Genomic DNA, 13,500 nt, shown 5'->3' with positions numbered 1-13,500 from the left:
GCACCTGCTTTTTTTGATAATGAATATCATGATAGTGAGGGAATATGATATCCATTAAATTTTTCCCGATGGAATACAGCGTCATAAAGTATAATGGCTTATATCTTCTTAATTTATTAATTAGTTAAAGTGATTAATTGTCTAATAATTGATATGAATATAAAATTACCATGAACATTAAGGTTATTATCAATGTTTAGGTTTTTCTGATGAAAAACATGGCTTAATATTGATACTGAGATTGACTGTATCATTTTAATATCCATGGTGAAGTTGGGCAGTGTTTTACAGTCTTAGTGAGTTAGAGAGTTTCATATTTTTATAGATAAAAATATCTAACTTATTTATTAATTTATGCGGTTTTTGTGATTTTCACTTCAGTTATATTTGACACTTAAAGATTCGATACTATGCTAATTATTGCACTTTCAATTGCTTTTTGGCTATTTTGTCAGTGCGCTAAAATAATTAAAGTGACAATTTCATTATTCAAAATTAATAATTGTGAATGCGGGTGTGGTACAAAAAAATTCCAATGTAATTAACGACTTTAATTAATTGTGTGATAAGTATATATGTAATCATTTATAGTTATTTATGTGAGATATATATTTTGGATATTGTTGATGCAACGAGAGATTAAGCATTTCTTTATCAAGATGGAAACTTTGACTCAAACCTGAAATTACTTAGAAATCAAAGGTGAAATGAATTATGAGAATATCCAATGAAGAAATGATGGCATCAACCGATATCCCTTTTGACAAAGTGCCCCCCTATCGGGTGAAAGTCGTGGAGTACAGCATGCCGACTACGCGTGCGGAAAGAAAAGAGTTGATTAAAAGGTACAACTGGTCAGCACCTAACCTTCCCGCTGAATATATCTATGTCAATATGTGTACTGATTCTGGCACAAATGCTATGAGCGACAGACAGTGGGCTGCGATGTGGCTAGGAGATGAGTCTTATTTTAATTCAAAGAGCTGGGACCCACTTAAAGAAGTTTTACAAAAATTCACAGGGATGGAATATGTCATGCCCTGTCATCAAGGAAGGTCAGGAGAAGCTATTATTTATGAGCTTTTTGTCAATAATGGCGATCTTGTTCCATCTAATTGCCATTTTACTACTACCAGAGCGCACTGCTATTACCAGCAGGCCGAGCCTATTGACCTGACTTGTCCTGAGTATTTTGATGAACATAATTCTTCATGGTTTAAAGGGAATATTGATACGGAAAAATTAAAGAAACTATTTATTGAACAAGGTGATCGGATCGGCTTAGTTGAATTGGTCGTTCCAAATAACTTATGCGCCGGTCAGCCAGTTTCAATGGCGAATATTCGTGAAGTTCGTCAGATCATTGATAATTACAGCCGCAGAAATGTGATTTTTTCATTAGATGCCGCAAGAATTTCCGAAAATGCCTGGATTATAAAAAAACATGAGGCTGGTTATGGAGATAAAACTTGTCTGGAAATCGTTCAAGAAATGATGTCTTTTGCTGATGTTACTCATATGAGCGCTAAAAAGGCTGGCCTTGTCAATATGGGGGGCTTTGTTGCATTAAGAAATAAAATAGATTATCAGCGGCTTCAACCAAAGCTCATTCGTATTGATGGATTTATAACTTATGGTGGGCTTGCTGGTCGTGATTTAGAAGCGTTAGCCATAGGATTAATGGAGGGAGTCAACGATTATTATCTAGAAGATAAGCAAAGGCAGTGTGATTTTTTTGCGAAGGCGTGTAAAGAGAGGGGCATTGCAACATTTAACCCAGCTTGCACATTGGGTATTTGGATTCTTGCAGAGCATTGTTTGCCACATATAGAAAAGCAGCACGGGCCCGGTACAGCACTGTGTGTGCAAGCTTACATTGAAGGTGGGGTTGGTTTTACCTCTATGGACTCACTGCATCGGGGAAGAGAAGATAGTAGTGACCCGACTAATATTCAAAAAATTCAGTTGGCACCCTATGAATTAATTCGATGTGCATTTCCTCGGCGGGTATATATGGACTCCCACTATGAGTGGTGTGCCGAGTCGCTTTATCGCGCAATGAACTGGGGGAACAAAATTCCGCCTTACGTCCGCCAGAAAATGAATCAGCTTAGGCCCCCTCTAGAAAAAAGGGATATCGGACTTAGGGCTTTTTTTGATGAATATGAGCCCTTATTTGATCACCCATAACTCTCACTAATGAGGAGGCGTAAAATGAGAATCAGTAATGAAGATATGTTGCGGGAAACCGATCTGCCATTTGATAAAGCCCCCCCTTATCGAATAAAAGCGGTCGAATATAGTATTCCGACAACGCGAGAAAAAAGAAAAGAAATCATGCAAGAGTACGGCTATTCTGGCCGACTATTGCCGGCGAAATATGTTTTTATCAATATGGTCACTGATTCTGGCACTGGGGCATTAAGTGACAGGCAGTGGTCGGCGATGATGGAAGGTGATGAATCTTATTTCAATTGCCGTAGTTACGAAATTTTCGAGGAGACGTGCCAAGCATTTACTAAAATGCCATACATTATTCCTTCACATCAAGGTCGCTCTGCTGAAGCACCAATTTATGAGATTTTTGTAAAGCCTGGTGACAAAGTACCCTCCAATACACACTTTACGACTACCAGCACTTGGGCGTTTCAGCGGGGAGCTGAGCCGGTAGACCTAATATGTCCCGACTATCTGGATGAGGAAAACTATAGTTGGTTCAAAGGGAATATGAATTTAGAAAAATTTGAGGATTACTTTATTGAATATGCCGAAAAAATACCACTAGTAGAGTTAGTCGTTCCAAATAACTTAAATGGTGGGCAAGCTGTATCAATGGAAAATATCAAAAATGTCAGAGCAATAATTGATAAGTATAATAAAATTGATACCCAGCTTTATTTAGATATAGCACGCATATCTGAAAATGCTTGGATAATAAAGAGTCATGAACCTGGGTATAAAGATAAAAGTTGTTTGGGTATCGTAAATGAAATGCTCTCCTACGCAGATGGATGCCATATGAGTGCAAAAAAAGGCGGCTTAGTGAATATGGGCGGTTTTATTGCGCTTAGAAATAAGATATTTTGGCAGAGAATGCATCCAAAGGTCATTCGTACTGATGGATTTATTACTTATGGCGGTCTAGCTGGCCGTGATTTGGAATCTCTAGCGGTTGGGTTAATCGAGGGCGTTAATGATTACTATCTTCAAGACCGACAGAGACAAGTTGATTATTTTGCTAATGCTTGCCAGAAGCGAGGAATACATATTTTGGAACCAGCCAGCTGCTTCGCCGTTTATATTAATGCGGGGAAATGTTTACCCCATTTAGACCATACTCAGGGACCTGCCACCTGCTTATCTGCACAAGCTTACATTGAAGGAGGGTTTGCTTCTACGGCAATGGATTCATTACAACGAGGCCGTATTGATGCCAATAATCCGCAGGATTCAAGTAAGCGAATAAAAGCACCTTATGAGTTAATACGATGCGCAATACCTCGGCGAACTTATTATGAACCACATTATGACTGGGCTGCCGAGTGCCTTTTTAGAGCGATAGAATGGGGAGACAAACTTCCAGCATTTAAGCCAATTGTAGATGATCGGCCACCGCTGGAGTTAAGTGAAATCGGTTTACATACATTCTTTGATGATTATGAGCCTGTCTCACCACTTCCTTAATTTAGTTCACTGTAAGTAGATTGAGCTAATGATGAGTGTTGATTAAGCAGGTAATGTTAAATCATTTTTTATTTAAGGATTGTTAAATCCTAAATAAAATAATATGTCACAAATCTCTCAGAAATGCGCTTATATGTGCCATAAGAAGGTGGTGTATGAGGTGGATTTATAGAAAATTAAAGTCAGAGGCAAAAATAAGAAGGGATGAGATTTTCAGGGGAGGTGAAGATTTTATTCTTTTACCGTATGAAAATGTAACGGGCCATGAAATTAAATCTCTGCTTAGGGATAATCAATATAAAGGGAAAGATGTCACTAGAAAGCTAATAGAGTATTTTCATTCTCCAGTTGATTGTCATGTGGAAAATATGGAAGTCGGGGAGTTATATAAGGAGCTTAAAAAAATCATTCAACCAATGTTGGTTGTTTCTCAAGATGAGATGGATAGTATACTTTATGATGTTTTTAAAAGAAGAGGGTTTCAATTCTTTAATGATAAGGAATCGGGAGTTTCAATCATAAGAAATGAAATTATCACTATAATGGTAGAGTTTTTTCATATTAAAATATTTGGCCAACCATGTTCAAATGAAATATTGGAGTTGCTAAGTAAAAATGTCATTTCTTTTAAAGAAACTATTTCATTTATTTCTTTTCCAGATGTTGAGGTGAGGGAAACAGTTTTAAGATATATACGCTCTCAATGTGATTTAGATGTGATTTACGATTTAAAATCAAAAAAATCCATTGGTGTAAGCCAAGAGATAGTTGCGAAATTAATTATGGGCGTATTCTTTCATACGGGAGTCATTCAAATATCAGAATTTATCGCTCATACTATTGTCGCTTTATCGCAGAATGTTAATTTTCAAGTTAGACTTAAAGAAAATATGAATGATAATGACTTAATAAAAAGGATACTTGATGAAACATTAAGATTATATCCACTATTTGGTATTACAAATAGGATAGCAGAGCACGAATATCATACTAGTCATGGAGTGATTATACCTGAAGGAATTAACATGATTTTTGATTTTTTAGCTTGCCATGAGAAAGGATTTGAACATCCAAATTTATATGATCCAGATAGATGGTTAGAACGCGATCAATTAGATGACTGCTATATGCCATTCGGCGCAGGTTCAAGAATGTGTCCTGCAAAGAAATTCTCGCATAATATTGCAGCCACCCTAGTAAGACTTATGCTAAAAAAATATTCATTTATTAGTTCGATTGAACACGATAGAGCATTAACAGGCGGCGGATTGGTCTATTTCTTCTCGGATAAGATATCGACTAAACTAGGACTAAAGCATGCATTAATCCTAAAATTTATTTCATTCAAAGAAGCAATGGTCCAGTTGCATTATTCTAGGAAAGTGATCAAAAACTGCAAGTTGATGGATAAGACAGATTTTATAAATAAGTTAATCAATACTGATGCACAAGACATGCATTATCTATAACGTAATGTTTTTCATGGCTTACTATGTTATCTACCGGATTTTTTTGCTCGGTGTCTCACACTCATTTTGTGTTTTGACTGGTGACGAATAGATTGTGTTGTATCTGACGACTATGCGGAGGTTGGCATAGGCACAGAATCGCTACTAAGTGAGGTGTGGAACGAACGGCCCCCAATGCAAGTGAATCTCCTAAGCTACAGAGAATATTGTCACTCTACAGGGGGCAAAAGGCAGACTTAGGCCATTAGCTCTTTTTAACAAACTCAGACTTGAGCTTCATCTGACCAAAACCATCAATTTTACAATCGATATTGTGGTCACCTTCAACCAAGCGAATGCTTTTCACTTTAGTGCCAATTTTCAGCGTTGAAGAGCTGCCTTTTACTTTCAGATCTTTGACTACGGTGACTGAGTCGCCGTCAGCTAGCAGGTTACCATTGGCATCACGTACCACTAGACCTTCTTCATCAGCGGATGAAGCCGTGTTTTCTGACCACTCATTTCCGCACTCTGGGCAATTTAGTTTTTCCCCGTCCTGCCATGTAAATTCAGAATTGCACTTTGGACAGTTTGGTAAACTCATCTCTATAACCTCTTGAAATTAAATTCAATAAATATAAAAAAGTGATAAAAAATTGATTGGTGCTTTGATGGGGGCCTATTTTACACTTTTTATCAGGTTATTGGAAAGCGAACTAGGGTATAAAGCTTGCCGTAGCTGATGATTTTGCTTTGAATGATATATTGAATTTTTACTTAATATTTTTATTTTTCAATAAATTAAAATATTTAAGTTTGATGGCTAATCGTCTCTTTAGGTGTGGAATTAGCCTAAATGTAGGGATGTGTCTGATTAAGCTGTTCGTTCGAATACCAAACTGATGAACTCACGGTCAACGATCTCGCCTGTTTTACTGATACTTTTATCTTTTTTGCGCTCTTGCGCATGCAGTTTTAACGGCAAATTCGCCATTAAGGCGCGCACTTCTGACTCGCTATACAATTGAAATCCATGCTCGACAAAAGGCAGTTTCGCCATGAAAGCTTTATCGCAAAACGTCACACAGAAAAGCCCACCAACGGTCAACACTCGACAGATCTCTTTGAGTAATGCATCAGGTTGCTGCCAAAAATATATCGTATTGACGGTTAACACTTTATCGACAGTGGCATCGGCTAGCGGAAGTGTTACGCCATCGTACAAACGGTAATCTGCCCAGCCCGCTTGAATATACGGATGATTAAAGCCCAAAGCTTCGTGATGCATTAATGGCGAAAACTCCAAACCGGTATAGTGGAGGTTCTCGGCCAAAGAAAGAATATAACCTAACAACCCGCCATTGCCGTATCCCAACTCAAGCAGATGATCACCCTCACTCAGACAAAGCTGATGAATGCCGCTCATGATCACAGGGAGATTACGCATGTTCATGATATGGCCTAAGGCTTTTCCGTCCTCCCCATCTGGGCAACGTAATTGTTCAGCAACTTTTTGTAGTGAATTATCCATGGTTTCTTCTGATTATTGATAGACGATAAAAAATATAGGATAGAGAAGCACACTACCATATTCCCTGTACTTGGTATCAATAAAAAACATAACAAATATGATGACTTTCCTGATGATGACGATTGTAAATCATTTGTTTTTAGCGTTTTCGGTGAATTTTTTATTAATTTAATTATTTGAAAACTTTTACTATTACGTAACAAATGACATTTTCACCAATAGAATTAATCCGTGTTATGGATAATAAAATTCAATAAAATAAATGATTAAAAACAGTTGGTTAAATTAAAATACCTCAAAATGAGTAAGAATTCTGGCATTCTGAGCTTTTTGTAATACATTTAATGTTGTTGAACATGACTCTGTAGCTAGCATAAAGAGTCATCAATGATTGTGTAGGCTAAAAATGAAATCCTGCCACATCGTTCTGAAAGAAAGATAATTTTTTCGGATCGTATCAGTCAATACATTAATATTTAATACATTCTCCTTAAGGGTGAGATCATGGATAAAAATAACGTATTTACTAACTACAATGAAAACGATGATGTGTATGCTTCTATTGATTTAGCGAAATCGATGCCTAAATCTACTTTCCCAGCGAAAGAACGTAATGCGCGCAATGTATTTAGCGCTATTCGTGATGAACTGATGTTAGACGGTAATTCTCGTCAAAATCTGGCCACTTTTTGCCAAACATGGGTCGATGACGAAATTCGTGAACTAATGGATTTGTCGATCGATAAGAACATGATCGATAAAGATGAATATCCGCAAACAGCAGAAATTGAAGCACGATGCGTGCGAATGCTGGCTGATCTGTGGAACTCCCCAACACCAGAAACGACCTTGGGTTGCTCCACTATTGGCTCCTCTGAAGCCGCGATGTTAGGAGGGCTAGCATTAAAATGGCAATGGCGAAATAAGCGTGCTGCGAAAGGGCTGCCGACCGATAAACCGAACATGATTTGTGGGCCAGTACAGATTTGTTGGCATAAATTTGCCCGTTACTTTGATGTTGAATTGCGTGAAATTCCGTTAGAAGGTGACCGTTTGATCATGAGCCCAGAAGAGGTGCTCAAGCGTGTTGATGAAAACACCATCGGTGTGGTGCCGACACTTGGCGTCACCTTTACTTGTCAGTACGAACCGGTTAAAGCGGTTTGTGATGCACTTGATAAGCTGCAAAAAGATACCGGCCTAGATATTCCTATGCATATTGACGGCGCGAGCGGCGGCTTCCTTGCGCCATTCTGCGCGCCAGAACTGGAGTGGGATTTCCGTTTGCCGAGAGTAAAATCTATCAATACTTCCGGCCATAAATTTGGTTTGGCGCCACTCGGGGCTGGCTGGGTTGTATGGCGTGAAGCCTCTGATTTACCTGAAGATCTCATTTTCAACGTCAATTACCTTGGCGGCAACATGCCCACCTTTGCGCTGAACTTCTCGCGCCCCGGAGGCCAGATCATTGCGCAGTACTACAATTTCTTGCGTCTGGGCCGTGAAGGGTACGCAAAAATCCATAATGCTTGCTATGCCACTGCCCAGTATTTGGCTGAGGAAATTGGCAATATTGGGCCATTTGAAATGCTGTTTGATGGTGACAGCAGTAAAGGGATCCCAGCATTAGCATGGAAGCTGAAAGATAATGCGGCGTTAGGTGGATATAACCTTTATGACTTGGCCGATAAGTTACGCTCTCGCGGTTGGCAGGTCCCAGCCTATTCCATGCCGGCGAACCGAGAAGATTTGGTTATCCAGCGTATTCTGGTGCGTCATGGGGTGAGCTACGACCTCGGAAGCCTGTTGATTGATGATATTAAAAGAGCGCTAGACTATTTCAAAAACCACCCAGTCACGAAACCTCTGACTGAAGAAGAAGCGAGTGGTTTTAACCACGGATAAAACGATTCGATAACTTAATTTACGGGGTGGTAATTAATACTACCCCGTAATGCTCATGCAATATTCAATGAGTATCGGCTTATCTTTCTTCAGGAGAGTGATTATGGCGAGTACACAAACGAGCGCCACGCCAAAACAATTATCGCTACTCGGTTTTTTTGCGATAACAGCATCCATGGTGATGGCGGTTTATGAATATCCAACTTTTGCAACTTCCGGTTTTGCGCTTATTTTCTTCTTACTTTTAGGTGGATTGCTTTGGTTTATTCCCGTCGGCTTGTGCGCCGCTGAAATGGCGACAGTTGAAGGTTGGCAAGAAGGTGGGGTATTTACTTGGGTTTCTAAAACATTAGGGGAACGTTGGGGATTTGCTGCCATTTCCTTTGGTTATTTGCAAATCGCCATTGGCTTTATTCCAATGCTCTATTTTGTACTCGGTGCACTTTCTTATATCCTCAAATGGCCAGCATTGAATGAGGAGCCGGTTGTCAAAACAATCGCCGCGCTGATTATTTTGTGGGCACTGGCTTTCACCCAATTTGGTGGTACTAAAAATACCGCACGTATTGCGAAAATTGGTTTCTTTGCTGGCATACTTTTGCCCGCCGCAATATTAGTTATTTTAGTCATTTTCTATTTACACGCAGGTGCACCCGTTGCCATTGAAATCAGTGCGGCAACATTCTTCCCTGACTTTACCAGTATGGGAACGTTAGTCGTATTTGTTGCTTTCATCTTGAGTTATATGGGGGTTGAGGCCTCTGCAACCCATGTCAACGAAATGAAAAATCCTGGTCGCGATTATCCGCTTGCCATGTTGCTGCTTATGTTTGCTGCGATTTGCTTAAGCTCCGTTGGTGGGCTTTCTATTGCGGCGGTAATTCCTCACGAGCAGATAAACCTATCTGCGGGGGTGATGCAGAGCTTTACCGTACTGATTAATCATTTTGGTCCGGGATTTGAGTGGGCTATCCGTGTGATTGCCGCGTTGTTACTGCTAGGTGTGCTGGCTGAAATTGCGGCTTGGATTGTTGGGCCTTCTCGCGGAATGTTAGTCACCGCGCAGCAAGGTATTTTGCCTGCTCGTTTTGCCAAAATGAACAAGAACGGTGTGCCCGTTACCTTGGTTATTTCTCAGTTAGTGATTACGTCTATCGCGCTGATTGTGCTGACGAATACGGGGGGCGGTAATAATATGTCCTTCCTGATTGCGCTAGCCTTAACTGTCGTGATTTATCTGTGCAGTTATTTCTTGCTGTTCCTCGGCTATATTACGTTGATCAGGAAACAGCCAGAAAACAAACGTACCTTTAATATCCCAGGGGGAAATGCCGTTAAGATTACCGTGGCAACGATTGGCTTAATCACTTCAATTACTGCATTTGTTGTATCGTTCTTCCCGCCGTCTGGCTTGCCAGGTAAAGAGGCTAATGACATTTATGCCGGTTTGCTGGCTGTTAGTTTCTTGGTTGTATTAGCGATTCCTTTCATTATTTATGCGCTACACGATAAGAAAGGGAATAAGAATAATGTGACGTTAGTTCCTATTACAGCAGATACTGCACCGAAAGGGCATTTCTTCATTCATCCAAGAGCCCGTTCTCCACATCATATCGTGGTGGATGGTAAAAAAGTACATTAACCCTCATTGACCACGAGTGTTTTAATACAATAAAGTCAGGCGAGTTTGCCTGACTTTATTCGTTGGTGCTCTTGTTGATAATAATTAATTTACGATGATATTGTCTGAGATATAGCTAATATTGATGAGCATGCTACATTCAAATAAATGTATCTCTCTCCGATACATTTATTTGAAAACAATGCTTAAAGTCTTCCTTCTCGATGCATTTTTTGGATATCCTCCATGATTCTCTTGTTTACCTGACGAGAAAAATCATCCCACGGTTCTGTTTTAAGAACATCTACCGGATGTTCTCTGGTTGCCATTTCAAGTGCATGACACTGATCCATATCGATTGATTCCCCTCTAGATGATATTTCATTCAATATACTGAGAGTCGCAACTGCTTTGTCTGAGTTATATCCAAGAGCTTGGCATAGTTGTTGATTATTGAGTGACTTAAAATTTTCAGGAGGTGTTGGTTTGGGCGTACAACCAGAGAGTATCAATGCCGTGACAAATATTGACTTTCTTATCATTGAGCTTTGTTTCCATACAAGAAGAGAGTTTGTCAGTTCGCTTATTTAACTAAGTGGGTAACATATCAATATGTTACCTAAATTAGTGATGAGGTTTTCTATCGCTTAAATGACATGGTGAATATCATTGTGGATGTTTCAGAGATACGCATCTAACCAATTTGGTTTTTTCCACCCGTTAGTTTCCATGCAAGCTAAAAACATACTATTTCTGCTGTCTTCATTTACATCCATGGCGTAGCTCTCAAAACCTAAGACTTTATCTGATTTGTAGCCACTGCTAGAGCATCCATCGTCTTTTTTATTACATTTTATATAGGTCGGCTGTTGAACACTTCTTGTTGCGACCTCATTTCTGACGGGGTATTGAGCCTGTGCTTTTTCATGACAAAGCTTCTTAGCTTCTTGAAGCGTTAGTGTCGGATTATTTAATGGCTCCCATTTTGTCGCGCAGCCAGATAAAATCAATGTGGCAAAAATTGCTAATGAGTGCTTTTTCATAAAGAACCTTGGTTAAATTATTAATAATACAGATTGAATATCACTGTGCATTTCAGGAAATAGAAGATTGATTAACAGTGACCGACTCATTTACCCAAGGATGCTTAGAGATATCGTCTACATTCTTTACCTGCGGAGATAGGCATAACCTATCAAAAATTAAAGGTATTGTGAGGCTGATTACTTTCACCGTCGATCCTTCGAAGTCATAAATGCAATGTCTAATCCAATAATGCGCTATTGAATTTAAACAAAAAGTAAACGATAATCATTATCAATAGTAGATTTTAATAATTACATTGGTAACCACAATGATTATGATCGCCTTACCGCTAGCGTATTATTCTCGCTGTCGTGACTTAATCATTGCTGAATCGCGGAATATTCTCGTATATTTAATATAGTTATAGCGTGTCGTTATATTCACAGTCAGTCATCAAGACATTATAGGAAAAAACATGGAACAGTGGCTGCTTCAGTTTTTATTGTTGTATATCACTTTTTTGTCAATGTTTAGCCCTCCAGCTACTATGGCCACCGCGGCAATTATTTTAGATGGTGTACCCAACACGATTCTGAAGCGATTAGCTTGGCGTGTGGCGTTTGAATATGTCGTGATCATGCTCTTTGTTATTTGGCTGGGTAATTACATGCTGATGGCATTAGGGTTAAGCCCACACGCTTTAACCGTCACTGGCGGGGCTGCTTTACTGTTTCAAGGCTGGCCATTGATGATGCGTGGAACCAAAGTAGAGCAAAGTAATCACGCATTAGATAGTGATAATCCTAAACGATTTCGTGATCTGGCTGTGGTGCCGTTGTTATTTCCGTTATCGATGGGAGGAGGAACGATTGCTGTAGGGATATCTTCCGCAGCGCACAATAGTACATTAGAAGGCATGTTGACGCTGTCAGCCGTGATATTAATGATGGCGCCGACAATTGCGTTGACCTTTTTAGTATCAGGTCCATTACATGGTCGGCTTTCTACGGGAGCGATGGATACGCTGGCGCGTATTTCAGGTATTATTCTGGTGACGCTTTCATTGCAATTGCTAGTCACAGGATTAACAGATTTAGTGATGGTAGAGATACATTCAATGCGTTAGCGTTAAAATAGACGCATAATTGATAGATTGAAATTTGAAGGGAAGGTGACTCCCTTCAAATCCGTTATACTGAAGGTGTTACAGGTTCAAATACAAAGGGTTTCGCAGGTTGAAAATGTGCAGAAACATCACCGGTATACTGAATTGCTTGAGGCGTATTTATCTTCAGTTTTTTAACTTCAGCAGATTTTGAAAAATCAACTTTGTTAAAGTCGACCCAAAATGTATTTGGCATTAGAGTGGATTCAAAATAGTAAATCTTATTTTTCTGATCCGAGAGTGTTCTCCAACGGGTGGAAGAAATATTTGGTTCATCAGGGGTACTGATACCATAAGGAACAGAAACAGAACGAATAACACTCAGCACACTTGCTGTGGCCAATTGCTTATCCGTATATTTTGGGATCGCATTAATATAAAACTGTGCCCGAACAAAACGATCGCTGGAGCTGTTGGTGCCCGGTAGCATGTTAGTACCACCAATTCTTTGCCAATATGAATCAATGGCTAATTGTTTGTCATAGGTCGGCGAGTTAGTGACAACTTGGTACTCTCGGCTGTGATGAATCGTCAGTTTTCCATCAATGTATTCAAATACAGCACTATCTCCGCTGGGATCGGAAAGCGTGAGATGAATGGTCCCCAGCCTTTCTTGACCCGGTACTTTACTGGTTAATACGGAAATAGGTTCATTTTTTAATGTCTTAACAGCTTCATCGACAGTGGCAAAATTATCGAGAACATATTGTCCCCAAGCAGCCAGTGAAAGGTTAGGCTTATCTGGGGCTGGCGTTGGATATTGAGATTCAGCTAACCACAACATGTTCACCACTAAACCCTTTTCATTCATACCGTCAGTGCTGGCGATATTGTAGGCTGCGGTGATCACGCTGCCATATTTTGATGTCCAGACTACGGAGTTTGGTCCAGCATTACCTGTACGTTCCATTCCTCGCGGGAATATCCACAAATCGGAATGCAGGTCTTCTTTCCAATCCATCGACCTTGCTGTTATCACTAAATCTTCCGGCCCTAGATACACTGCTCTGGTACATGCTTGTGCTGCAGGAATCAATGTAATGGTGCCAACAAAGGCCATGACACCAAACAGAATTTTTGATATCCGGTTTTTATTCATATGCTACTTTTCCTATATCTC

11 protein-coding genes are annotated in these 13,500 nt (G+C 39.7%); 6 read left to right on the top strand and 5 right to left on the bottom strand.

Translation table 11 applies throughout. The features are described 5' to 3' along the window. Positions 1-714 precede the first annotated feature (714 nt). From BN68_RS14930 to BN68_RS14920, 3 genes are all read left to right on the top strand, one after another. The gene (locus tag BN68_RS14930) at positions 715-2,190 is read left to right on the top strand and encodes a tryptophanase (protein WP_019211973.1); all 1,476 of its coding nucleotides are present in this window, start codon (positions 715-717) and stop codon (positions 2,188-2,190) included. A 24-nt stretch (positions 2,191-2,214) separates the two neighbouring features. After that, a complete protein-coding gene (locus tag BN68_RS14925; RefSeq protein WP_019211972.1) occupies positions 2,215-3,684 on the top strand; it encodes a tryptophanase in 1,470 nt (489 codons plus the stop codon). Positions 3,685-3,839: 155 nt separating this feature from the next. After that, a complete protein-coding gene (locus tag BN68_RS14920) occupies positions 3,840-5,153 on the top strand; it encodes a cytochrome P450 (RefSeq protein ID WP_019211971.1) in 1,314 nt (437 codons plus the stop codon). Between the two features lie 244 nt (positions 5,154-5,397). On the opposite strand, the gene BN68_RS14915 is transcribed toward BN68_RS14920, so the two are convergent. After that, entirely contained in the window at positions 5,398-5,736 is a 339-nt protein-coding gene (locus BN68_RS14915) for a zinc ribbon domain-containing protein YjdM (protein WP_019211970.1), read from the bottom strand. A 270-nt stretch (positions 5,737-6,006) separates the two neighbouring features. Next, on the bottom strand, positions 6,007-6,663 hold the full coding sequence (locus BN68_RS14910) for a class I SAM-dependent methyltransferase (protein ID WP_019211969.1): 657 nt from the start codon (positions 6,661-6,663) through the stop codon (positions 6,007-6,009). A 504-nt stretch (positions 6,664-7,167) separates the two neighbouring features. On the opposite strand from BN68_RS14910, the gene BN68_RS14905 reads away from it, so the two are divergent. Both BN68_RS14905 and gadC read left to right on the top strand, forming a co-directional pair. Further along, entirely contained in the window at positions 7,168-8,568 is a 1,401-nt protein-coding gene (locus tag BN68_RS14905; RefSeq protein ID WP_019211968.1) for a glutamate decarboxylase, read from the top strand. Between the two features lie 103 nt (positions 8,569-8,671). Next, positions 8,672-10,210: a glutamate:gamma-aminobutyrate antiporter gene (gene gadC, locus BN68_RS14900; protein WP_019211967.1), complete on the top strand. Its 1,539-nt coding sequence runs from the start codon at positions 8,672-8,674 to the stop codon at positions 10,208-10,210. Between the two features lie 185 nt (positions 10,211-10,395). Here gadC and BN68_RS14895 read toward each other — a convergent pair whose 3' ends face one another. Continuing rightward, positions 10,396-10,731: a hypothetical protein gene (locus BN68_RS14895; RefSeq protein ID WP_019211966.1), complete on the bottom strand. Its 336-nt coding sequence runs from the start codon at positions 10,729-10,731 to the stop codon at positions 10,396-10,398. 138 nt (positions 10,732-10,869) lie between these two features. Further along, positions 10,870-11,232 carry a hypothetical protein gene (locus tag BN68_RS14890; RefSeq protein WP_019211965.1) on the bottom strand — a complete coding sequence of 121 codons (363 nt, stop codon included), beginning with the start codon at positions 11,230-11,232 and terminating at the stop codon, positions 10,870-10,872. A gap of 458 nt (positions 11,233-11,690) precedes the next feature. Here BN68_RS14890 and BN68_RS14885 point away from each other — a divergent pair, with 458 nt between their 5' ends. Further along, a complete protein-coding gene (locus BN68_RS14885) occupies positions 11,691-12,341 on the top strand; it encodes a MarC family protein (RefSeq protein ID WP_019211964.1) in 651 nt (216 codons plus the stop codon). Positions 12,342-12,405: 64 nt separating this feature from the next. On the opposite strand, the gene BN68_RS14880 is transcribed toward BN68_RS14885, so the two are convergent. Then, positions 12,406-13,440, bottom strand: coding sequence for a linear amide C-N hydrolase (locus BN68_RS14880; protein ID WP_408068271.1), 1,035 nt, complete (start codon positions 13,438-13,440; stop codon positions 12,406-12,408). Positions 13,441-13,500 lie beyond the last annotated feature (60 nt).

This window comes from Yersinia massiliensis CCUG 53443, from assembly GCF_000312485.1.
Taxonomy (GTDB): Bacteria; Pseudomonadota; Gammaproteobacteria; order Enterobacterales; family Enterobacteriaceae; genus Yersinia; species Yersinia massiliensis.
This window is presented reverse-complemented; position numbering and strand designations above follow the sequence as displayed.